The organism is Nonomuraea sp. NPDC050643 (assembly GCF_040654715.1).
Taxonomy (GTDB): Bacteria; Actinomycetota; Actinomycetes; order Streptosporangiales; family Streptosporangiaceae; genus Nonomuraea.
Window position 1 is genome coordinate 38,249 of record NZ_JBFAIM010000010.1, and the last position, 22,935, is coordinate 61,183.

The 22,935-nt window shown below is 73.1% G+C and carries 14 protein-coding genes; 10 read left to right on the forward strand and 4 right to left on the reverse strand.

What is annotated here, in order from left to right; translation table 11 throughout:
- The first annotated feature begins 9 nt into the window (after window positions 1-9).
- Genes AB0I15_RS15040 through AB0I15_RS15050 form a run of 3 tightly spaced genes read left to right on the forward strand, consistent with a single transcriptional unit; the run spans window position 10 to window position 11,845 of the window.
- Window positions 10-10,740 (forward strand): hypothetical protein, encoded by a 10,731-nt coding sequence (locus AB0I15_RS15040; protein ID WP_358094936.1) that lies wholly within the window; start codon window positions 10-12, stop codon window positions 10,738-10,740.
- Between the two features lie 48 nt (window positions 10,741-10,788).
- Entirely contained in the window at window positions 10,789-11,313 is a 525-nt protein-coding gene (locus AB0I15_RS15045; RefSeq protein WP_358094938.1) for a hypothetical protein, read from the forward strand.
- Entirely contained in the window at window positions 11,306-11,845 is a 540-nt protein-coding gene (locus tag AB0I15_RS15050) for a hypothetical protein (protein ID WP_358094940.1), read from the forward strand. The genes AB0I15_RS15045 and AB0I15_RS15050 overlap by 8 nt, the downstream gene beginning before the upstream one ends.
- A gap of 16 nt (window positions 11,846-11,861) precedes the next feature.
- On the opposite strand, the gene AB0I15_RS15055 is transcribed toward AB0I15_RS15050, so the two are convergent.
- Window positions 11,862-12,938 carry a LacI family DNA-binding transcriptional regulator gene (locus AB0I15_RS15055; protein WP_358094942.1) on the reverse strand — a complete coding sequence of 359 codons (1,077 nt, stop codon included), beginning with the start codon at window positions 12,936-12,938 and terminating at the stop codon, window positions 11,862-11,864.
- Window positions 12,939-13,083: 145 nt separating this feature from the next.
- Here AB0I15_RS15055 and AB0I15_RS15060 point away from each other — a divergent pair, with 145 nt between their 5' ends.
- The 3 genes from AB0I15_RS15060 to AB0I15_RS15070 are packed head-to-tail and all read left to right on the forward strand — an operon-like array spanning window position 13,084 to window position 16,332.
- A complete protein-coding gene (locus AB0I15_RS15060; protein WP_358094944.1) occupies window positions 13,084-14,001 on the forward strand; it encodes a sugar ABC transporter permease in 918 nt (305 codons plus the stop codon).
- 10 nt (window positions 14,002-14,011) lie between these two features.
- The gene (locus AB0I15_RS15065) at window positions 14,012-14,959 is read left to right on the forward strand and encodes a carbohydrate ABC transporter permease (RefSeq protein ID WP_358094946.1); all 948 of its coding nucleotides are present in this window, start codon (window positions 14,012-14,014) and stop codon (window positions 14,957-14,959) included.
- Window positions 14,960-14,970: 11 nt separating this feature from the next.
- On the forward strand, window positions 14,971-16,332 hold the full coding sequence (locus AB0I15_RS15070) for a sugar ABC transporter substrate-binding protein (protein ID WP_358094948.1): 1,362 nt from the start codon (window positions 14,971-14,973) through the stop codon (window positions 16,330-16,332).
- On the opposite strand, the gene AB0I15_RS15075 is transcribed toward AB0I15_RS15070, so the two are convergent.
- Window positions 16,304-17,452, reverse strand: coding sequence for an acyltransferase family protein (locus AB0I15_RS15075; RefSeq protein ID WP_358094950.1), 1,149 nt, complete (start codon window positions 17,450-17,452; stop codon window positions 16,304-16,306). The two genes, AB0I15_RS15070 and AB0I15_RS15075, sit on opposite strands and share 29 nt — an antisense overlap.
- Before the next feature lie 92 nt (window positions 17,453-17,544).
- Here AB0I15_RS15075 and AB0I15_RS15080 point away from each other — a divergent pair, with 92 nt between their 5' ends.
- Window positions 17,545-18,105: a helix-turn-helix domain-containing protein gene (locus tag AB0I15_RS15080; protein WP_358094952.1), complete on the forward strand. Its 561-nt coding sequence runs from the start codon at window positions 17,545-17,547 to the stop codon at window positions 18,103-18,105.
- A gap of 44 nt (window positions 18,106-18,149) precedes the next feature.
- On the opposite strand, the gene AB0I15_RS15085 is transcribed toward AB0I15_RS15080, so the two are convergent.
- On the reverse strand, window positions 18,150-18,905 hold the full coding sequence (locus AB0I15_RS15085; RefSeq protein ID WP_358094953.1) for a glucose 1-dehydrogenase: 756 nt from the start codon (window positions 18,903-18,905) through the stop codon (window positions 18,150-18,152).
- Between the two features lie 174 nt (window positions 18,906-19,079).
- On the opposite strand from AB0I15_RS15085, the gene AB0I15_RS15090 reads away from it, so the two are divergent.
- Complete coding sequence (locus AB0I15_RS15090; RefSeq protein WP_358094955.1) at window positions 19,080-19,544, forward strand: MarR family transcriptional regulator; 465 nt, start codon at window positions 19,080-19,082, stop codon at window positions 19,542-19,544.
- Between the two features lie 27 nt (window positions 19,545-19,571).
- Here the strand turns inward: AB0I15_RS15090 and AB0I15_RS15095 are convergent, their stop codons facing one another.
- Window positions 19,572-20,783, reverse strand: coding sequence for a cytochrome P450 (locus tag AB0I15_RS15095; RefSeq protein ID WP_358094957.1), 1,212 nt, complete (start codon window positions 20,781-20,783; stop codon window positions 19,572-19,574).
- A 173-nt stretch (window positions 20,784-20,956) separates the two neighbouring features.
- Between AB0I15_RS15095 and AB0I15_RS15100 the strand changes: the two genes are divergently transcribed.
- Window positions 20,957-21,613 (forward strand): TetR/AcrR family transcriptional regulator, encoded by a 657-nt coding sequence (locus tag AB0I15_RS15100; protein ID WP_358094959.1) that lies wholly within the window; start codon window positions 20,957-20,959, stop codon window positions 21,611-21,613.
- Window positions 21,614-21,680: 67 nt separating this feature from the next.
- Entirely contained in the window at window positions 21,681-22,892 is a 1,212-nt protein-coding gene (locus tag AB0I15_RS15105; RefSeq protein WP_358094961.1) for a cytochrome P450, read from the forward strand.
- Window positions 22,893-22,935 lie beyond the last annotated feature (43 nt).

Genomic DNA, 22,935 nt, shown 5'->3' on the forward strand with positions numbered 1-22,935 from the left:
GCGCGGCACATGGCGAACACCGGCGGGATCGAGGTCCAGGGCTCGGACGGACAGGCGGGCGGGCAGCCCCTGGTCCGGATCGACCTCGACACGCTGCCCGTCTGGGAGACCGAGTCGCTGCCCGACTGGGTGGTCCACTGGCTGATCCCCCTGCTGTCGGCCGGCCAGAAGTGGCCGGAGGCCAGCGAGAGCGGGCTGTCGAAGCTGGCCCAGGCGTACGCGGACCTGGCCGAAGGGGCCGCCGGCTCCGCCGAGCCCGCGGGCACGGCGGCGCGCACCATCGTCACCGGCTGGGCCGCGCCCGCCACGGCGAACTTCGTCACCCGGGCCCGGGTCCTGTACGGCCAGGAGGGCGGCCTGGCCGGGGTGGGCGGCAACGCGCAGGCGTACGCGCAGCAGGCCCAGAACTTCGCCGTCGAGACCCAGTACTCCAAGCTGTCCATCAACGTGGCGTTCTGGATCACGGTCATCGCCATCGCGATCGCCATCGCCGTCGCCTTCTTCACCGCCGGCTCCTCCACCGCCCTGGTCGGCCCGTACGCGGCCGGGGCCCGCGCCGCGATCCACCGCATCCTCGTCAGGCTCATGACGATGGCCGGCCGCGAGATGGGCGCCACCCGGCTGGCCAGGGTGGCCGTGCTCAGCGGGGCCACCGGACGCGGGGCCCTGGTCAGGCTGCTGGCCTCGCCGCTCGGCAGGGAGCTCATCGAGGAGATCGGTGAGGAGTTCTTCATCGACGCCGCGGCCCAGTACCAGCAGATCCGGATGGGCACGCGCCAGGACTGGGACTGGCAGAAGTCCGGGGCCGCGGTCGTCGGCGCCGGCACCGGCGCGGTCATCGGCACCCGGCTGGCCGGCCCGGTGTCCAGCGTCACCCGGCACGTGCCCGGGTTCACCGGCCGCGCCCTCACGACCGGCCTGACCAACACGATCGCCTCGCCCGTGGGCAGCTTCATCGCCAACGGCGCCGTGTACGGGCAGTGGCAGAACCCGTTCTCGCAGGACGCGCTGCTGGGGGGCTTCCTCGGTGGTGTGGGGCGTACCGGGAGCATCAGCCCGTTCAACCCCGACGTCTACTCGGCCCTGAGCAACCCGATGGCCGCGCTGGCCTCGGCCAACGACGCGGCCGCCCGTACGGACGCGGCCAACGCGGCCAACGCGGGCACCAACGGTCCCGGCGGCGGTGGCCCGGCCGGTGGTGGCACCTCCCCGAACGGCGCCCCCACCCCGGACGGCGGCCAACCCTCGGCGCCCGGTGCCGCCCGCGTCCCCGAGCCGGCCACCGCCTCGCGCACCGTCGGCTCCTCCACGGGTCAGGGGCAGGGGCGGCCCGGCTCGCCGGACCTGGACGGGCCGTCGCAGCGGCGCGCCTCCACCACCCCGGGCGACGCGGCCGTCGCCCCGGCCCCGGACGAGGACCCCCAGCCGGACGACACCCTCCAGCCGGACGACACCCTCCAGCCGGACGACATCGCCCAGACCACGACGGGCAACATCCCCGCGCACGCCACGACGGGAAGCACCTCGGCGGCCGGGAACGGCGCCGGGAACCAGAACCCGGCGGGGAACGCGGACACAGCGGCCCAGGACCCGGCGGACAGCGCGGACGAATCGGGTCAGAGCACAGCGGACAGCGCGGACACGCCGGCTCAGGGTTCGGCGGCGACCCCGGACACGCCCGGTCAGGGCTCTGCGGCGAACGCGGACACGCCGGCTCAGGGTTCGATGGACGCTGCCGGCGCGCCGGCCCACGACCCGTCGGGCGACACCGCCACCCCCGATGGCGCGGAGCCGCCGCAACCGGAAAACCAGGCCCAGCAGACATCGGCCCCCGACCAGACCCCTGGCCAGAGCCCAGCCCCTGGCCAGAGCTCGGCCTCCGACGAGACGGTCGCTCCCGCCGCCGCGTCGGTGGCGTCGGTGGCGTCGGCGGCTCCGACGGTCCGGGCCCGGTCGGCGTTGCTGGACGCGATCGGCACGAACTTCCCCGGCGCCGTGATCGGGCCGGACGGCGACCTGCTCATTCCCAGCGGCGACGGCGCTCGCATCGTCCCGGCCGCCGTCATGGGCCGCCTCCGGGCGGTGCTGAACGCCCGCGCCACGGAGGTCCAGAACCAGGCGGACCTGGAGGTGGAGGCCGCCTCCCTGCTGCTGGTCGCCCAGGCCGACGACCGGCTCTCGGCCCCGGCCCCGGCCGACGCCCTCCACCTGGCTCAGGGCACCACCACCCAAGCCGCTCCAGACACCGCCTCCCAGACGGCCCCCGGAACGGCCCCGGACACGGCCCCCAACGGTGTCCCCAACGGTGCCCCCAACGGTGTCCCCAACGGCGACCCCGACACTGCCGACTCCGGCAGGGCGCCCGCGCCGGCCAGCCGGCCCGGGACGGTCACCTCCAGGCCGGTGCCCGGCACCGGCCACGTCCCCAACGCCCGCCAGGGCCCCGACCTGAGCCCCGACGAGGCCCGCGACGGCACCGGCCCTCTGCGCGCCGACCACTTCCAGGGCGAGGGCGTGCTCGACCTGACCTGGGCCCCCGGGAACGAGACGCTGGTGGTGCGCACGCAGACGCACGGCACCCAGCACTTCCGCCCCGTCGTCGGCGGCCTCGACCCGAGGCTGATGGGCGAGACCGAGCTCAGGGCGGGCACGGCCGAGGACCCGCATCTGGTCCACCTCGCCCCCCGCATGACCAACGACCAACTGCCGAGAGTCTGGCTGCACGAGATCACCGACACGCTGCAGCGGCTGACGGCGACCAGTGAGGGAGACCAGCAGGGCGTCCTGCGGCGGGTGCTGCCCGGGAACCGGCCGACGCGGGACGAGTGCGTGCCCGCCAGACGCAACGAGCTGGCGTTCCTGGTCGAGCAGTGGCGGCAGGCGCGCACGCTGCCGGAGAAGCGGCGGCTCGCCGTCGACATCGACGGCGTGATCCGTGAGCTGCGCGCCCACGGCGACACCCCGCCGCCCGAACCCTGGGCCCCGACCCAGGGCGCACGGGCGGCGCACGCCCCGCCCGTCCTGGGCGAGCACCCGCTCGCGGCCGACCTCAGCGGGGTCATCGACGCGTTGAGGAAGGCGGAGCAGGCGCTCCAGCAGCAGATCGACGCGAAGACCAGGAGCGCCAAGGAGGCCGGCAAGGAGGCCAAGAAGTCCAGGCGCAACGCCAGGAAGGCGAAGAAGCAGAGCGACAGCGGCAAGTCCGAGCGGGCCCGCAAGGCCAGGCGGGAGGCTCGCACCCACCGGTCCACGCAGGCCAGGCACCGCAGGATCGCCCAGTCGTACTCCGCCGCGCTGACCGAGGCCACCCGGACGAGGCAGGCGTACGAGCGGGCGCTCGTCGCGCTGAACAACTCGGTCAGGCCCACGCGGCCAGGCGAGGTGCCCATGGCCGACATCGCCCGCTCCCTGGCGGCCGAGGCCACGCGGCGTCACCAGACGTACCTGGACACGCTGGCCAAGGCGCTGCCGCAGGAGGTCGCCCTGTCCGCGGCGATGCCCTCCGGCCGGCTGGCCCATCTCGGCGCGCTGACCCGCGAGGTCAACGCCCTGCTGGAGCGGAACCAGGTCGCCAAGCAGTTCACGCCCGACGAGCTGGAACGCGCGATCCGCGCCGACTTCCACAAGGCCGTCACGGACGACGGCGTGGTGCTCCGCGCCGGCCAGGGGAGCACCGCGGCCGAGGTGCGGATCAAGCTCGGCCTGAGCGACCTGGTCGAGGTGATCGACCCGGCCGTCAAGGCGTCCGAGATGATGGTGGGCATCTTCTTCCAGGCGGGCCGGACGGTGAACGCCACCGAGTCGGGCAGCGCCAGCCTCCCCCTGGGCTTCAACACCAAGGTGCTGGCGCCGTTCATGCCCGATGGCGGGTGGCCGCGGATGGTGGCCGAGTTGCTGGGCGTCGGCGTCGGGGTGAGCGGCGGGCGCAACTGGTCCACGTCGGGCGGGGCGGGCACGTTCGCTCAGGGCGGCTCGGTCTCCGACAACAGGAGCGAGTCGCTGCTGTTCGACGCCGCGGCCACGTGGACCGTCGAGATCCGCACCGGGCGGGACGAGGTGTGGCGGGACACCACCACGGTCGGCTCCGGCCTGCCCGGGGACGCCGGCGCGCAGCGGCTGTGGGTGTCGCACTCCTACACCGACGAGGCGCCGCGCAAGCTCGCCTGGGTCGACGACGCCAAGCGCGACCCCAAGATGCCGAACCACGTCGTCACCGGCATGACCGGCCTGGAGGAGGCCCTCGACACCCTCACGGGCAGGCTGGGCGGCGACTTCGGGCAGGTCGGCAGCAACGCCCACAGCGACCTGCGCAAGTTCGTCACCGATGAGCTGCCGAGCCGGCTGCGGGAGGCGGTCAACGGCGGGTTCACCCGCGACATCACCGTGGACGGCGAGCTGGCCGCGCGGGTGCGGGTCGAGACCAGGGTCGTGATGGTGGGCAGCGATCCCGTGGGCGCGGCGAGCAACGACGAGTGGGAAGAGGAGGTGCTCGTCGACTTCGCCGCCTCGCCCGGCGGGGGGTCGTACGGCGGCTCGCTGGAGGGCAACGTCTCCGCCGGGGTCAACCACCCCGCTCTGGACGGCGTGGACGTTTTCGGTGACCTGGGCGACTACGCCCCGAAGATCGGCCCCAAGCTCAAGGCGAGCAGGGGGGCGTCGCAGTCGTACTCGTCCACGGCCAACGGCCAGGCGATCCACCCGAGCGTGCACAGGAAGACCCGGCACACGCAGGGCTACCGGCTCGAGCTGCGGCACACGTTCACCGTGGAGAAGATCGGCGACACCCCGATCACGCTGCCGCCGATGCGGAGCACCGCGCTGGTACGCATGCAGGAGTCGGCGGCCTACCGCTTCGGCCTGCCGGTCGACTCGGCGGCGCTGGTCTACCACGACGGCCGGCCGCTGCTCGACCGCGACGGCAACCAGGTGCTGCGCGGCGACCCACGGCCGGTGCCGATCAAGGGCCGCAAGACCGAACTGCCGGAGTGGCTCGGCGACGGCCCCGGGCAACTGCGCGGCGCGGGCCCGGCCCTCGTCCAGGAGATCACCGGGCTGGACCAGGTCACCCAGGACGTCCTGGACGCGCTGGCCGAGAGCGGGGTGATCCCGAAGGTGGTGGACGGCGTGCCGAGCTACGACTCCGACCCCCTCACGCGCGTCAGCCAGATCCTCAACCTGCAAGAGGTCGTCGCCCAGCTCTCCGAGCGCCGGCTCAGGACCGCCTACGACCAGCTCGCGCAGGACGGCATCCTCGTCGACCTGGTCGTGCACGGCCGCAACCGCGCCCCGGAGCACTTCACCCTGCACATCGACCTGACGCAGGACTTCAGCGACCGCGCGGACTACGTCGGGGTGACCTCGGCGGAGTCGGTGGTCAACCTCGACATCGGCACCGACACCTCGGCCCGCGGCATCTCCCGGTCCCGTACGTACAGCGGCGGCCCCTCCGTCAGCGAGGGCGACGGGCCGGAACAGGGCCAGGACGGGCTCTCGCACGAGGTGGGCGTCAACGCCGGCGGAAGCCGCACCCGTACGGCGAGTTCCAGCGCCGGCAGCACCGTCAACATCGTGACGCTCTCGGAGAGCACCGGCCCGGTGGCGATCTTCAACGTCAAGCACCGGCTCTCCGTGACCCTCCACCACGACGGCGAGGTCACGCCGCTGGCCTCCGAGGAGGGCAAGGCCCGGCTGGTGTTCGCCGCCGACCTGCTCCCGTCGAGCGACCCGGCGGCCTCCACCTCGGTGGGCAAACCGAGCGCGGCGCTGCTGGACCGGGCGACGCTCCTGCACATGGACGTGCGCGGCGTGATGGACGCCGCGCGGCAGGTGCTGCCCCGGGGGATGCGCGAGGATTCGCCGGCGTTCCACCACATCGCGGCGTTCCTCAACATGCGCAACCTCATCTCCCACCCCGAGCTGCTGACCAGGCCGCTGGCCACCGAGGTCGGCATCCGCCCGCAGGGTGCGACGTCCACGCGCTCGGAGCTGTCGGTCTCGGGCGAGATGGACAACGCGGAGGTCCTGGGCGTCGTCGACCACGTGAACGGGCGCATCGTGTTCGGGCTGGGCAGCTCCGGAGTGTCGTGGGGCGGCTCGTCGGGTCTCTCCGTCGGCGCCTCGGTCGGGGCCTCCGACCTGGACGACGGCGGGACCTCGAACGACGGCGGGACGCTCGGGTTGCCCTCCCGCTCGGGAGGCACCGCCACCTCCACGTCCATCCTGGACATCTGGGGCACCGAGGAGCTGACGATCGAGTTCGGCCGGCAGTACCTCCTGCGCGCCGACGTCAACCTCACGCTCAACGGCTCCGAGAGCATGGCGAACGCGGTGCCGAACGGGCAGGGCCGGATCCCGCTCGTCCCGGGCGAGGAGACCGCCGCCCAGGGCAGCGCCCTGTTCGCCATCCCGGAGTACGACGCGCTGCGCATGTACGCCGACGGCGACCTCGCCCTGCCGCTGGCGCTGGTGGGCGACGCGGTGGAACGCTTCCGCAACGGCAGCCTCACCCTCGACAAGATGCTCGCCGTCCCCCTGGTCCAGGCGTACGTCAAGGCCCTGTCCCAGGCGCGGGCCGAAGGCACGGCCCCGGAGATCGCCGACAAGCACACCCCCAAGAACCTGATCAAGGCGCTCAAGGCGGTGACCGGGCTCGGCAGGACGGCCGGCCAGGAGCGCCAGGGCAAGGCCGCGCAGCGTCTGCGCGAGGTGCTGAGCGAGGCCCAGGAGCTGATCAGGCGGGCCAGGGACGTCGTGCTCGCGCCGCCGTACGAGAACGGCATGGGCCTGAGCGCCGTGGAGTCCTTCACGGTGACCAACGACCAGGGCGAGCAGGTCCAGCTCCTGGACGCGGTGCTGGGCGTCCTGAACGACAAGGTGCCGGGGGCCGTGGAGGGCACGCCGACCCTGCGCAAGGAGCTGAAGGTCGACCTCGACGGCGACCGCGCGCAGATCCACCTGACCGACATGTGGTCGCCGCGGGGCTTCGAGAAGAGCTACACCGTGCACACCGGCCCTCAGGCCGGCCAGACCGAAGAGGTCACCGTCAAGGTACGGATGCAGCCCGCGTCCGACCCCCGCAAGGCGACCCTCCTCGGCCACACCTCCGACTCCGGGATCATCGTCCAGCGCTACCGCTACACCGACCTGTCGCACACCGAGGCGTACAACGGCTCCTACGCGGTCGGGCTGGACTACGCCGCCGCGGACGACGGCAGCGGCCGGAGCACCGGCGTGTCCACCGACCGGGGCCGCACCCACGCGGGCACCAGCAACGAGCAGGGGACCAGGCTGCAGCGGATCGGCCTGTTCAACGGGCTCGACAGGGTGCAGCAGGACATGGTGCTCGTCATCGAGATCGAGCGCGGCCCGGCCAGGCAGCGGACGCTGCCGGGCGCGGGCCGGGTGAAGGCCGCCGGCCGCGCGGTGACGTCGCGCGTCCCGCGCCCGGCCGCGATCCAGCGGGCCGCCGAACGCATCCGCCGCCGGCGGCACCCCGCCGCCCCCCAGCGGTTCCAGGCCCGGCTCGTACGCCGCATCCCGACCGGGATGACCCGGCAGGAGAGCGAGGACCCAGGGCCGCTCGTCACCGTGACCGACACCCGGCGGGCCGAACTCCACCCCGGCCACTTCGCCGAGACCCTGTGGCAGGAGCCGGGCAGGCCCTCGCTGTACGAGGTCATCTCCGCCAAGCTGTCGAAGATGCTGGGCGCGGACACCGTCAGCGAGCGCCAGGCCGAGCTGTTCACGCGGCTGTCGTCGTCCGCGCTGATCACCGGCTTCGAGCGGATGTCCGGCCCGGGCGGGGACATCGTCGTCCGGATGGCCAGGCAGAAGTTCAAGGACCAGGGCGCGGACGTCACGATCAAGGCCCGCCTGTCCGACCTCACGGTCGTGGCGGGGCCGTTCGACGCCGAGAAGGGCGAGGTCGACAGGAAGGCCGACAACCAGAACGTGTCCATGTCCCGCGGCCACGCCGTGCCCGTCGCCGCGGGCGGCGGCGGCAGGAGCGAGGCGCTGGGCATCGACGTCGGCATGCGGGTCGGGGAGCAGGCCTCGGAGAGCGTGACCGAGCACCATGGCGCACGCCGCGAGCGCAGCATGTTCGTGAAGGGCAAGGCCTACACCGTCCGGTTCCGCGTCGACTACGACCTCACCTTCCAGCACGTCGCCCGGCGGCGCGACGGCAACGTGCGGCCCGTCGGCGAGCCGGACCACATGCCGGGCGCCAGCGGCGGCTTCGTGGACGTGACGCTCTTCGGGCACGAGATCGAGGAACTGCAGGCCCGGATGGAGGCGGGGATCAGCCTCGGGGCCGCGCTGCCGGCGCTGGACACGTTCACGTTCGTTCCGGAGCAGGGACGCGAGAACCTGATCAAGACCCTGCGGGACGCGCGGGTCGCGGCGCGCGAGCGGGTGGCCGTGGCGCTCGTGCCGGCGTACGACCCGGGCGGCGCCATGCGCCGCTACGAGGTCGCCCCCGACGGCATCGTACGCAGCGTGACCCCCGACGGCGGCTTCGCCGCGGCGTTCTCGACGCTGCCCCCGCCCCTGCTCGACGCCGCCGAGTGGAGCAACCTCGACCTGCGGCACGTCTTCCTGAACTCCCAGGAGCCCGGCACCTTCGCCCAGCAGGTCACGGCGGCGCTGGAGGCCAGGAACGTCCGCCCGGTCCCGGCGGCCGACCCCGCCTGGCCGGCCGCGACCGAGCCCGCGCACGTGCCCGAGGGCGGCAGCGTCTCCCAGGGCGTGACCTCGCCCCCGTCGGTGACCTCCCCGGCGCTGGACGGCACCCCGTTCGCCGCCTCGGCCCGCGCCGAGGGGGTCCCGGACCTGACCGTCGCCGAGATCCGCCGCCAGGACGTCACCGCCTCCGACTTCGGCGGCGCCGTCTCCCACGTCCGCTGGACCGGGGCCGACCGGCTCGTCCTCCAACTGCCGGGCGCGGGCGACCAGCACGTCCGGGTGCTGGCGGAGGATCCGGGGGAGGGGCTCACCGGCCGTACCGAGCTGCGGGCGGGCACCGCGGCGGACCCGCACGTGCTGCGGATCGGGCCCCGGGTGGAGCCGCACGTGGTGTCGTCGGTGCTGGTGCACGAGATCTCGCACGTGGCCCAGGAGGGCGTCGCGGCCGCGGCCGGGGCGCGGCAAGGGGTGGTCAGAGGGGCGCTGTCGGAGCATCGTGCCGAGGGCACGGACCACTGCCTGACGCCCCGGCTGGACGAGCACGCGCATCTGTCGCGGAAGTGGCGGGCGGCCGGTGAGGGCCAGGGCCGCCAGGTGATCGCCGCCGCGATCGACGCGATCGCCGCCGACATCGAACGCCGCGGCCACACCCCGCCGTCGCCGCCCTGGGGCTCGGGGCCGCGCGCGCCGGCCACCACGCTCGACCGGGTGGCGGAGGCGGCGGGGGTCGCGTCGGTGGCGCCCGGGAACCGGCCGGGCGAGTACGTCGTGACGACTGCCGCGGGCCCCTTCACCCTCGTCCTCACCGAAACCACCCCGCCCCCCGGCCAGGCCGCCACTCCGGCCCCCGGCCAGGCCGCGACGCAGGTCCCCGGCCCGGCCGCCTCCCCGGATGGTGGGCGGGTTGACGGTGAGGTGCGCGTGCGTGACCGGGCGCGGGACCGGCTCGTGCTGGAGGTGCCGCGTGACGGTGGCGCCCAGGCCAGGGTCGCCGTGGCCGTGCAGGTCGCCGCGCACGCCGCCGCCCTCACCGGCCGCCCGCCCGGGAGCGCCCTCGGCACGGCCACGGTGCCGGGGCCGCGTGCGCTGGGCGTGGAAGACGCGATGACGCTGGCCAGGATTCGCGGCCTGATCAGCGCCCTGGCCGACGCGTCGTCCGCCCCGAAGACCCGCTCCCTCGCCGCCGCCCTCGGCAGCGGCCCGACGACGGCCGCCCCAAGATCGATCGCCGCGGCGCTGAGTGGGCAGGACACCGCTCCGGGGTCGTTCGCCGCCGCGCTGGGTGGTGCGGCGGCCGCTTCGGCATCGTCGGAGGCGCTGGCCGCCGCGCTGCGGGCGGAGGCCGCGAGGGCCGGGCTGGCGGACGGGCAGCCGGGAGCGGCGGGCAGGATGGCGGCGCTGGCCCGGGCAGGCGAGCTCGGTCCCGAGCACGTCGCGGCCCTGCGAGGCCGGCCGGCGCTGCCGGAGGCCGCCGCCGCCAAGGCCGTCGAGCGCGGTGCGGCGCTCATGGGCGCCCGCGTCCGCACGCACGGCCCCGGCCTGCTGGACATCGTGCTCCCCGGCCACCCGCCCATCCCCGTCGAGATCCGCCCGGCACAGGCCGGGCTCGTCCCCCAGGGGGTGCTGACGTTCCAGGTGAGCGGCCACCTCACGGTCGGCGCGAACGAGCGGATCGCCGCCGCGACGGCCGCCGGGGCGGTGGCTCAGGCCCGTGGCCTGCCGGTCGCCGACCACCGGGCGCTGGCCGAACTGTACGAAGCCGTCCGCCAGGTTCGCACGGCCACCCCGGCGCAGCGCCCAGGCCGCCGGGCCGTCCTGTACGACCTGGCCGCCACGGCCCCCACCGGGATGGTCTCCGCCGCGCTGGCCGCCGAACTGGCCGCGCTGCTCGACGGCCCGCGTCCCGGCGCCCGGCACGCCGACTGGGAGCGCATGCGCAGGCTCCACAGCGGGACCGGAGCGCCGCCGGAGGAGAGGTGCCGGTGTCCTGAAGCGGGTCCGTGCTGGTGCGGGCTGCGGGACGTACCGGCGTCGGGGACGAATGTCGTGTCGGTGTGAGCGCGGGGGAGTACCGGCATGATGGGAACCCCCGGAGGAAGGACGGTTATGGCATTCGCGGTAGCACGGACGAGGGATGAGGCACATCTCTACCTCGACCTGCACCCGTGCGCGTGCGGATCGGTGGAGACCACCTGGGACAGCGGCCTGGTCAGCGCCGGCGGCGAGCTGGCCAACCGCTACTCCGGTGCCTGCGAGAGCTGCGGGAGAGCCAGGGAATACCTGTTCGGGCTGCCGGAGAAGCCGGTGATGCCCGCCGGATACCCGACGTTCGGGGGCGCCGAGGCGTCGCAGTTGCTCGACGCGGGGGAGTGGCTCTGGGTGGCCGACCTGACGGCGGGGAACGTCCCGGTCGACGACCGGGCCGAGGCCCGCCGGACGCTGGCGGTGGCCGCGGCGGCCGTGGAGGAGGTCGTCAAGTTCATCCCGCCCGGCGCGGACGAGGTGCCCGACGACGGGTTCTGGTCCGATCGGGGGCAGGGGGTGCGGGCGGCCGAGCCGGGCAGGTTCCAGCTCGACCGGCTGCTGATCGTCCGCGACACCTACCGCGAGCTGAAGGCGCGGCATGCCTGAGCGCGGCGTGGCCCGCTCCCTCGTGGAGGCGTACGTCCATCTGGACCTGACGACCGGGGAGTCCGAGCGGGCCACGGTCGCCGAGGAGCCGGACGGGTGGGTGCTGAGCGCCGGCGACGTCGAGGTGCTCGTGCCGTACGAGGCGGAGGACGCGGCGCAGCTCTCCGGCGCCGTGTTCGGCACGGGGCTGTCCGAGCTGCTCGACCCCGGCCAGTGGGTGCTGGTCGGCGCGACGTACGCCGAGCGGGCCCTGGAGGGGGCGCTCTATTACGCCGCCGACCCCTCGGACGCCGAGAAGTACGACGCCGTGGCCGCCGACTGGAGCTTCGCGGCCGAGGCCGTGGCCGAGGCGCTGAAGTTCCTCGCCGATGAGGACGACGAGGTGCCCGTGGCGGAGTTCTGGACGGAGACGGGCAGGTCGGCCCGCGAGGCGGACCCCGGCCGGTTCACCCGGGCGAAGCTGGAGGGCGACCTCGCCTTCTACCGCCAGAGCCTGGACGACTTCCACCGGCTCCACACGGCCGACGACTGACCGGCTCAGCGGCGGGTCAGCGGTGTGCGACGGAGGCTCGGGCGCGTAACTCCATCGGCAGTTTGTGGACCCGTGGCTCAGCCCGCTCGGTCAGGAGCAGCTCGACGGCGCGGCGGCCGAGGTCGAAGTACGGCAGGTCCATGCTCGACAGCGCCGGATGCAGCCAGCGGGCCAGGTCGGAGTTGTCGAAGGAGATCACGGACAGGTCGCCGGGGACGTGGTGGCCGGCTTCCGCGGCGGCCTGGTAGACGCCCATCGCGGCCCGGTCGTTCATGGCGATCACCGCCGTCGGCCGGTCCCGTTCCCACCAGCCCGCGCTGAACAGCCCGCTCAGCGCTCTCCGGGTCTCGTCAGGCCACCAGCCGCACCGCACGTGCCCGGCCAGCCGGAGCCCGGCCGCGCGCAGGCCCGCCTTGACACCCGTCAGGCGGCGGCCGGCGGCGACGGCGCGCGGGAGCACCTGGCCGACCAGCCAGATCCCGGTGGTGTGCCCGGCCTCGGCCAGCGCCCGCGCCGCGTCCTCGCCGGCCCTGGTGTCGTCGGGGATGATCGCGGGCACGCCGAGCGTCGGGTCGACGTTGTTCACCGTCACGAGCCGCTGCCCGCGCAGCACCTGGGGGACGGTGTGGACGACGGTGGCCATGGTCGCGTACACGAACTTGTGGACCCCCTGCCCGAGCAGGGCGCGCACGGCCGAGGACTCCAGGGCGTCCATGTCCTCGCTGTCGGCCATCAGCACCACGTGGCCGTGGTCGGCGGCGGCGGCGACGCACCCGCGGAGCATCTCGCCGGCGAAGTGCCCGCCGGCCACGACGTCGGAGATGACGCCGATCGCCGGCGCCCCCGGTGGGAGGGGCGTCCGCGGCACGAGCCGGCGGCGGTAGTCGAGTGTCCTGGCGGCCTGGAAGACCCGCTCCTCCGTCTCGGCGGAGATGCGCATGTCACGGCGGCCGGACAGGACGAAGGAGGCGGTGGTCGTGGAGACGCCGGCCCATTCGGCGACGTCGCGCAGCGTCACCCGAGTGCGTTTGCCGGGGGTCATGTCGGCCTGCCCGTCTTCGGAGCCGATGGCGTGGTTTGTCAGGACATGCACCTTGACATCGAATGTGAGGAGAAGCACACTCACGCTAAATATTTAGCACAGTCGCCGAAGTCTCGACGTGAGCACGTCCACTGACCGCCACCCGCCGTTCCGACCGGCCTGAGAGCGGCCGGCGGTCATCGGCGAAGGAGACCCCATGGCCACCAGCGCCACGACCAGGCCGGCGAGGACCGGCACCACCCGGCGCCCACGCGACGACACGCGGCTGGCGCTTTTGTTCATCCTGCCCGCCCTGATCGGATTCCTGGTCTTCCTCGTGTGGCCGACGCTGCGCGGCATCTACCTGAGCTTCACCAAGTTCAACCTGCTCACGCCCGCCGAGTTCAACGGGCTCGACAACTACGTGCGCATGGTCCAGGACCCGGTCTTCTGGAACGCGATGCGCGTGACCGTCTACTACGTCGTCGTCAACATCGGCATCCAGACCGTCGTGGCGCTGGCCATCGCCGTGATGATGCAGCGGCTGACGCGCCGGACGTGGTTACGGGGGATCGTGCTGACGCCGTACCTGGTGTCGAACGTCGTGGCGGCGATGGTCTTCCTGTGGATCCTCGACTACCAGCTCGGCATCGGCAACAAGGTGCTCGAGGCCATCGGGGTCGGCAAGATCGCGTTCCTGTCCGACTCGGCCTGGGTCATCCCGACGGTCGCGCTGATCAACGTGTGGCGGCACGTCGGCTACACCGCCCTGCTGATCTTCGCGGGCCTGCAGACGATCCCCGCGACCCTGTACGAGGCCGGCCGGATGGACGGGGCGGGCGAGGTGCGCATGTTCCGCAGCATCACCGTGCCGCTGCTGCGCCCGATCATCGCCCTCGTGCTGATCATCACGGTGGTGGGGTCGTTCCAGGTGTTCGACACCGTCGCCATCGCCACCGAGGGCGGGCCCGTGGACTCGTCGCGGGTGCTGCAGTACTACATCTACGACGTCGCGTTCGGCCGCTTCCAGTTCGGCTACGCCTCGGCCATGTCGGTCGCGCTGCTGGTCGTCCTGGTCGTCATCACCTTCGTCCAGTACCGGCTCACCAGGGCCGAGTCCACAGACCTGTCCTGAGGAGGCGGTCATGGCCATAGCCACCGGCACCCCGGCCGCCGCGGCCGGTTCGCGCGCCGCCGAGGCGGAGCCGCCGCGCAGGCCCCGTGTCAAGGTGGGCCGTGTGCTCGCCTGGGCGTTCATGATCCTGGTGATCTTCGTCAGCCTGTTCCCGTTCTACTGGATGCTGCGTACCGCGCTGTCCAGCAACAACGCGCTCTACGCCGGCGGCGACAGCCTGCTGCCGGTGCAGCCCTCGTGGGGCGGGTTCGCCCGCGTCTTCGGCCTCCAGACCGGGCAGGAGGCGATCGACGCGGGCGGCGCGGGCCAGCCGATCGCGTTCTGGCGCTACCTGCTCAACTCGGTGCTCGTCGCCACACTGATCACCGCCGGGCAGGTGTTCTTCTCCGCCATGGCGGCCTACGCCTTCGCCCGGCTGCGCTGGCGGCACCGCGAGAAGGTGTTCGCCTTCTTCCTCGCCGGCCTGATGATCCCCGCGATCTTCACCCTGCTGCCCAACTTCGTCCTGATCAAGCAACTCGGCCTGGTGGACACGGTGCTCGGGATCGCGCTGCCCAGCATGCTGATGACCCCGTTCGCGGTGTTCTTCCTGCGCCAGTTCTTCCTGACGATCTCCCGCGAGGTCGAGGAGGCCGCGCTCGTCGAGGGCGCCTCCAAGACGCGGGTGTTCTTCCGGCTCATCCTGCCGATCTCGGCCGCGCCGATCGCGACGCTGTCGATCCTGACCTACATCACCGCGTGGAACGAGTACTTCTGGCCGCTCATGGTCAGCTACACCGACAACTCCCGCGTGCTCACCGTCGCGCTCGGCGTGTTCAAGTCGCAGTCCCCGCAGACCGGCCCCGACTGGGCCGGGCTCATGGCGGCCACGCTGGTGGCCGCGCTGCCCATGCTGGTGCTGTTCCTCTTCTTCGCCCGGCGCATCGTCAACTCCATCGGCTTCAGCGGGATCAAGTGAGGAGGCCGGCGATGATCAGGAAAGCGTACGCGGCCGCGGCACTCGTGCTGCTGACCACCGCCTGCGGCGGCGGGGGCGTGGGCACCACGGGCACCATCGAGTACTGGCTCTGGGACGCCGCCCAGCAGCCCGGCTACCAGAAGTGCGCCGACTCCTTCCAGCGCCAGAACCCGGGCCTGCGGATCCACATCTCCCAGTACGGCTGGGACGACTACTGGTCCAAGCTGACCGCCGGCTTCATCGCCGACGCCGCCCCCGACGTGTTCACCGACCACCTGTCGAAGTTCCCCCAGTTCGTGGACCTGCGGGTGCTGCGCCCCCTCGACGACCTCGCCGCCACCCGCGACCTGCGCGACTCCGACTACCAGCAGGGCCTCGCCGGCCTCTGGAAGGGCCAGGACGGCAAACGGTACGGCGCCCCCAAGGACTGGGACACGATCGCGCTGTTCTACTCCACCGCCGCCGTGCGGGCCGCCGGCCTCGACCCGGCCCGGTTGCGCGACCTCTCCTGGAACCCGAAGGACGGCGGCACGTTCGAGAAGACGATCGCGCGCCTCACCGTCGACCAGAACGGCGTGCGCGGCGACGAGCCCGGTTTCGACAAGACCAAGGTCAAGACGTACGGGCTGGCCGCCGACGGCTCGGGAGGCACGAGCTGGGGCCAGACCCAGTGGTCGGCGTTCACGGGGAGCGCCGGCTGGCAGGCCACCGACAAGAACCCGTGGGGCACCCGCTTCAACCTGGACCAGCCCGTCCTCCAGGAGACGCTGGACTGGTACTTCGGGCTGGCGCGCAAGGGCTACATGGCCGACTTCGCCGCGATCGGCGGCAACAACGCCATGGGCCCGGACAAGCAGATCCAGTCGGGCATCGCCGCCATGGGGCTCAACGGCTCGTGGACGATCTCGGCGTTCACCAAGCTCACCGACGCCGCCGGCAAGAAGCTGGACATCGGTCTCGCGCCCACCCCGATCGGGCCGACCGGCAAGCGGGCCTCCATGTTCAACGGCCTGGCCGACTCGGTCACGACGTTCTCCAAGCAGCCGGAGGACGCCGCCAAATGGGTCAAGTTCCTGTCGGGCGAGGAGTGCCAGAACATCATCGGCGAGTCCGGCGTGGTGTTCCCGGCCCGGCCGCGGGGGACGGAGCTGGCCATCGAGTACAACAGGAACGAACGGAACCTCGACGTGTCACCGTTCACCGACCAGGTCAAGGACGGCACCACGTTCCTGTTCCCGGTGACCACGAACGCGGCCGACATCACCGCGCTGCTGCGGCCCCGGCTGGACGCCGTCTACATCGGCAGCGCCCCCGCCGCGTCGCTGACGGGTGTCAACGACCAGCTCAACGCCCTGTTCGAGGTGGTCGGCTAGGCGGGGGACGGTCGGCGGCGGACAGGCGCCGGCCGAGGCGCTGGGCCGGGGCCTCGATGAGGCGGTAGGTGAGGAGGCTGAGCGGGATCAGGACGAGGAGGAACAGGGGGAGGTTCGGGAGCAGGTGCAGCAGGAGGGGGTGCAGCAGGTAGAGGGAGAAGCTGATCACGCCGAGCCACGGCAGCCAGCGCGGGAACGCCCGGCCGCGCAGGGCGAAGGCCAGCCCGAAGACCGCGAAGGCGAGCACGAGTGCCGGGGCCCAGGCGGGGTCGTCCTTGGCGAAGACCCCGCAGGCCGGCACCGCCGTCACCGCGAGCCCGGCCGCGCGCCAGGAGATCGTGCCCTGCTCGGCGCGGTGGACGGCCGTGCCCGCGAACATGGTGGCCAGGATGATCACGCCCTGCCAGGTGCCGCCCCGGCTGCCCAGCACCACCAGCGCCAGCCCGAGCAGGCCGCCCACGACGGCCGCCACCGTACGGGCGCCGCCCCGCGCCAGCGCGGTCATCGCGATGGCCGCGACGACCGCCACCGCCAGCAGCGTGGCGACCAGGTCGGCCCGGCCGCCGATCACCGTCCGGGGCAGCAGCAGCCCCAGCGGCACGGCCGCCAGCGCCAGGACGACGGCGATCCCCGCCGACCTGTGCGCCTGCCGGGTCGCGAACAACGCGACGCACACCAGGTAGAACGCCATCTCGTACGAGAGCGTCCAGGTCACGCTGATGACCGAGGGCAGGTTGAGCAGTTCCTGCAGCATCGACAGGTTGCCTAACACGACCACCGGCAGGGGGCGTTCGCCGAGCCGTGGGTCGAGCGGGAGCGCGCCCGCGTACGCGAGGAGCAGCGCCAGGCAGAAGGCGGCCAGCAGCAGCGGCAGGAGGCGGAAGGCGCGGCCGGTCCAGAAGGCGCGCAGGTCGCCCCGCCGTTCCAGGGAGGCGGGGATGATGTACCCGCTGACCAGGAAGAACACGAACACGCCCCACGTGCCGAAGTCGATGCGGCGATCCACCTCCGCCCAGACCTCCGGGAGGAAGGTCCAGCCGGCGTGGTGCATGGTGACGGCCAGCGCTGCCGGTCCCCGCAGGGCGTCCAGCCAGGCCAGCCGGGCGGGGGCCAGGAACATCTGTCGCAGTTTAGGCCACCGGCGGGGTCGCCCGGCGGGGTCGCCCGGCGGGATGATCCGGACAATACTGTCCGGTTGCTACCATGGCCGCTGTGCCCGCCACTCGCCGACCGAACAGAGGACCCAGCGCAGCCGCCGAGAACCGGGCGGCGCTGATCGCTGCGGCCCGTGAGGTGTTCGCCGGGGCCGGCTACTCCGCGCCGCTCAGCATGGTCGCCCGCGCCGCCGGGGTCGGCCAGGGCAGCCTCTACCGGCACTTCCCCGACCGGGTCAGCCTGGCGATGGCCGTGTTCGAGGAGGGTGTGACGGAGCTGGAGGCGCTGGCCGCCGAGCCGGGCACGACCCTCGACGACGTGCTGGCGCTGATGACCGAGCAGACCATCGCCTCGACCGCGTTCATCGACATGGTCACCCTGACGCCGATCGACCCCGACCCCCGCATCCTCGGCATCCGCGACCGCGTGGCGGGCCTGCTGGCGGGCGTGCTCGCCGACCCCGCGCGGACCGCAGGCATCCGCCCGGACGTCACGGCCGACGATCTGGTGCTGGTCGTCGGCATGCTGGCCGGAGTGCTCGCCAAGACCGCCGCGCCCGCCCGCCGCCGGACCGCCGACCGGGTCTGGAAGCTGCTGCGCGCGGGCATCGAGGCCTGACCGAGAGGGCCGTCCGGTGTGACCGGGGAGCGCCGCACCGGTGGTCAGGCGGCCGACCAGCCGCCGTCCACCGGGACGATGGCGCCGTTGATGAAGGAGGCGGCGTCGGAGGCGAGGAAGAGGGCGGCGTCGGCCATCTGCTCGGGCTGGGCGAGGCGCTCGCCGAGGGCGAGGACGCCCCCGAGCCGGGCGGCGCCGACCGGGTCGAAGGTGGCGCCGGTGGCGATGTTGGTCATGGTGGGGCCCGGCAGGATGGCGTTGCAGCGGATGCCGTCCTTGGCGTACGCCCAGGCCACGCTGCGGGTCAGGCCCACGACGCCGTGCTTGGAGGCGGTGTAGGCGGCCCCGGCCGCGCCGCCGCGGATGCCGGCCTCGGAGGCGGTGTTGACGATGGCGCCGGCGCCCTGGCCGAGCATGTGGGGCAGCACCGCGTGCGTGACCAAGAACGTGCCCGTGAGGTTGACCCGCAGGATCCGCTCCCACAGCTCGAGCGGGATGTCGGCGGGCAGGGCCATGGTGTCCATGATCCCGGCGTTGTTGCAGAGCACGTCGATGCGCCCGTACGCGCCGAGCGCGGCCTCGACGAGCGCGGCCACCGACGCCTCGTCGGAGATGTCGGCCGCCACGGCGACGGCCGCGTCCCCGATCCCGGAGGCGGTCTCCTCGGCGCGGCCCCGGTCGATGTCGCAGACCACGACACGGGCTCCGGCCTTGGCGAAGGATTCGGCCATCGCCCGGCCGATTCCGGAGCCCGCGCCGGTGACGAGGCTGACGCGGTCGTCGAAGGTGTGGTTCGTCAAGGCTGCGTCCTCCCGGGCGGCACCAACCGGACACTGATGTCCGGTTGGTGTCACCATAGCCGCCCGGCCCGCCGCGCGTCGAGACCCGGGCGGCGGTCACGGCGTCCGGCGGGCGCCTTCCGGGGCGGGGCGTGGCGGATATGCTGACGTGCACCGGAGCGGAGAAGGACTGGCATGGACAAGCCCACGCACTTGATCGAGTACGAGACGATGCTGCTCGGCCGGCACCGCCACGTCGACCGCAGCGCGTACATCCTGCTCAGCCGCATCCGCATGGAGGGCATGATGTCCATCGGGCAGCTCAGCGAGGCGTTCGGGCTCGACGCCTCCACCCTCAACCGGCAGACGACGGCGCTGCTGCGCTCCGGGCTGGCCGAGCGCATCTCCGACCCCGAGGGCGGCATAGCGCGGAAGTTCCGGCTCACCGAGGCGGGTGAGCGCTACCTCGACGACGAGCGGGCCAGGAACATCAGCGGCCTGGAGAAGGTGCTGGCCGACTGGACACCGGAGGAGGTCGGCGCCTTCGCCGCCTTCCTCAAGCGGTTCAACACCGACATCGAGCGCCTCGGCGGGCGTCCCTGGCCCCGGGAGGGCCGCCGCGCCGCCCCGCGGCCGGACGCGGAGACCCCGGCGTCCTGACGGCGGCCTCACGGGGTCGCTCCGGGGTCACCAGCGCACCGGGACCTGCCGCAGGCCGCCGACGATGAGCCCTTCGCGGCGTTCGAGCTCCCCGGCGGGCACGGCCAGCTCCAGCGTGGGCAGCCGGTCGAGCAGCACCGCCAGCACGGTCTGCAGCTCGGTGCGGGCCAGCGACTGCCCCAGGCACGCGTACGGCCCCGCGCCGAAGATCAGATGCGGGTTGGGGGAGCGGGTCAGGTCCATCTCGCCGGCGTGCTCGAACGCCTCCTCGTCCCGGTTGGCGGCCGACAGGCTGCACACCACGGTGCTGCCCGCCCGCAGCGTGCCGCCGCCGACCTCGACGTCCTCGCTGATGTACCGCGGGATCCCGAAGCCGAAGTTGGCGTCGTAGCGCAGGCACTCCTCGACGGCCGGGCGGACGAGGGAGCGGTCGGCGAGCAGCCGCTCCCAGCGCGCGCGGTCGGCCAGCAGCATCGCGACCATCTTGGCGATCATGTTGGCCGTGGTCTCGTGCCCGGCGACCAGCAGGCCCTTGGCGGTCATGAGCACGACCTCCTCGGTCACCCGGCCGTCGAGGGCGCCGACGAGCGAGATCAGCTCGCTGATCAGGTCGTCGCCCGGCTCGGCGCGCTTGGCGGTGACGTGGTCGCGCATGTACGCGGCGAACTCGGCCTGGGCGGCGTCGATCTCCTCCTGGGTGAACCTCGTCAGGCTGAGCAGGGTGTCCGACCAGTACGCGAACCTGTCCCGGTCGGCTTCCGGCACCCCCAGCAGCTCGCAGATCACCCACACCGGCAGCGGGAAGCCGAGCCCGGCGGTCAGATCGGCGGGCGAACCCCGCCCGGCCATCTCCGCCACCAGGCGCTCGGTCTCCGCCTCGATGCCGGGCCGCAGGGCCGAGACGCGCTTGGCCGTGAACGCCTTGCCGATCAGCTTGCGCCACTCGCGGTGGGCGTCGCCCTTGACGTTGGTGCCGCCGCCGCTGCCGAACACGCCGCCGGACTCGTTGGAGGTGATGTTGGCGGCGTCGTCGGCCACGAGGTGGTGGGTGAAGCGGGGGTCCGACAGGAGCTGCTTCACGTCGGCGTACCGGGTGAGCAGCAGCGCCTCGTCGCCGCTGGCCAGCGTGATCGGCGCCACGGGGCAGCGCGCGCGCAGCTCGGCCCACTCCCGCGGCGGCTCGAGCGCGCCGGGGCCGGGGAAGGGGTAGTGCGGAGCCTGGCGGCCGGTGTCACTCACATCTGCTCCCTGGATCGCGGTAACCGGACATTGTTGTCCGGTTCGAGGTCACCATAACCGCTGTCCCAGCCCTGCGCGCCGCCCGGCAAAAGTTAATTCAACTGCTTGACTTACGATCGGCGCTCTCATCACACTCGATGGATAACGGTGAGTCAAGGTGAAAGTGGTGGAAGGTGGCCGTACGCGCCGAGAGGGTCAGCGCGACCCGCGAGCAGATCCTGACGGCGGCCGAGCGGCTCTTCGCCGAGCACGGTGTCCACGCCGTGTCCAACCGCCAGGTCAGCGAGGCCGCCGGCCAGGGCAACAACGCCGCGGTCGGCTACCACTTCGGCACCAAGGCCGACCTGGTGCGCGCGATCGTGCGCAAGCACGGCGAGCGGATCGAGCTGCTCCGCGGGCGCCTGCTGGCCGAGATCGGCGACTCCGCCGAGGTGCGCGACTGGGCCGCCTGCCTGGTCCGCCCGCTCACGGAGCACCTGGCCGACATCGGCAGCCCCACCTGGTACGCCCGCTTCGCCGCCCAGGTCAGGACCGACCCCGGGCTCCGCGAGATCATGGTCGGCGAGGCCATGACCTCGCCCACGCTGCGGCGCATCCTGGAGGGGCTCAACCGCTGCATCCCCGAGCTGCCGCCCGAGGTGCGGGCCGAGCGCGACGACATGGCGAGCCACCTGATGGTCCACGTGTGCGCCCAGCGTGAGCGCGCCCTCGCCGAGGGTCTGCCCACGCCCCGTACGAGCTGGCACGCCGCCGCCACCGGGCTCATCGACGCGATCACCGCGCTGTGGACGGCCCCCGTCACCGCGGAAGAGAAGGGAACCCCGTCATGAAGGTCCTGGTGGAAGAGGACAGGTGCTGCGGTGCCGGCGCCATCGAGGTGAGCGAGGAGGTGTCACGATGACGGACACGCTGCACGAGGCCGAGGTGCCCCGGTTCCCCGGCGCGCGGGCGGAGCGCTGCCCCTTCGACCCGCCTCCGGACCTGCAGGCTCTCCAGGAGGGCGGCCCGCTGGCCAGGGTGCGGCTGTGGGACGACTCCACCCCGTGGCTGGTGACCACCCACGCCGAGCAGCGGGCGCTGCTGGCCGACCCGAGGGTCAGCGCCGACGTCACCCGCCCCGGCTACCCGATCCAGACGCCCAGGAGCGGAGGAGGCTCCCTGAGCTTCATCCTGATGGACGACCCCGAGCACGCGCGCCTGCGGCGCATGGTGCAGGGGGCGTTCACGGTCAGGCGGGTGGAGTCGATGCGCCCGGCCATCCAGCGGATCGTGGACGACCTCGTCGACGACCTGCTGGCCGGGCCCAAGCCGGTGGACCTGGTCGAGGCGTTCGCGCTGCCGGTGCCCTCGCTGGTGATCTGCGAGCTGCTCGGGGTCCCGTACGCCGACCACGACTTCTTCCAGGACAACAGCAAGACCATCATCAAGCGCGACGTGTCGCCCGAGGAGCGCGCCACGGCCGGCGGACGCCTGGCCGCCTACCTCGACGGACTGGTGGGCGAGAAGCTCGACCGCCCCGGCGACGACCTGCTGTCCAAGGTGGCCGCGCGGGTCAAGGACGGCGAGCTGACGCGCTCGGAGGCGGCCCAGATGGGTGTGCTGCTGCTGATCGCCGGGCACGAGACCACCGCGAACATGATCGCGCTCGGCACGCTGGCGCTGCTGCGGCACCCCGGCCAGTTCGCGCTGCTGCGTGACGACGACGACCCCAAGCTGGTCGCGGGGGCGGTGGAGGAGCTGCTGCGCTACCTCAACATCACCCACAGCGGGCGGCGCCGGGTCGCCAAGGAGGACATCGAGATCGCCGGCCAGGTCATCCGGGCGGGCGAGGGCATGATCATGCCCAACGACATCGGCAACCGCGACCCGGCGGTCTTCTCCGACCCCGACACGCTCGACCTGCGCCGCGACGCCCGCCGCCACGTGGCCTTCGGCTTCGGGGTCCACCAGTGCCTCGGCCAGCCCCTGGCCCGGGTGGAGCTGCAGGTCGCCTACGGCACCCTCTACCGGCGCGTCCCCACCCTGGCGCTGGCGGCCGGCCTGGACGAGATCCCGTTCAAGCACGACGGCCAGGTCTACGGCGTCTACGAACTGCCCGTCACCTGGTGATCGCGCCACGCCCGCGGGCCGGGTGATCGCGCCGCGCCCGCGA

Excerpts from the sequence above, each read along its gene's own strand:
- AB0I15_RS15040 (WP_358094936.1), top strand. The coding sequence starts at position 10 with ATGGCGAACACCGGCGGGATCGAGGTCCAGGGCTCGGACGGACAGGCG.
- AB0I15_RS15045 (WP_358094938.1), top strand. The coding sequence starts at position 10,789 with ATGGCATTCGCGGTAGCACGGACGAGGGATGAGGCACATCTCTACCTC.
- AB0I15_RS15050 (WP_358094940.1), top strand. The coding sequence starts at position 11,306 with ATGCCTGAGCGCGGCGTGGCCCGCTCCCTCGTGGAGGCGTACGTCCAT.
- AB0I15_RS15060 (WP_358094944.1), top strand. The coding sequence starts at position 13,084 with ATGGCCACCAGCGCCACGACCAGGCCGGCGAGGACCGGCACCACCCGG.
- AB0I15_RS15065 (WP_358094946.1), top strand. The coding sequence starts at position 14,012 with ATGGCCATAGCCACCGGCACCCCGGCCGCCGCGGCCGGTTCGCGCGCC.
- AB0I15_RS15070 (WP_358094948.1), top strand. The coding sequence starts at position 14,971 with ATGATCAGGAAAGCGTACGCGGCCGCGGCACTCGTGCTGCTGACCACC.
- AB0I15_RS15075 (WP_358094950.1), bottom strand. The coding sequence starts at position 17,452 with ATGTTCCTGGCCCCCGCCCGGCTGGCCTGGCTGGACGCCCTGCGGGGA.
- AB0I15_RS15090 (WP_358094955.1), top strand. The coding sequence starts at position 19,080 with ATGGACAAGCCCACGCACTTGATCGAGTACGAGACGATGCTGCTCGGC.
- AB0I15_RS15105 (WP_358094961.1), top strand. The coding sequence starts at position 21,681 with ATGACGGACACGCTGCACGAGGCCGAGGTGCCCCGGTTCCCCGGCGCG.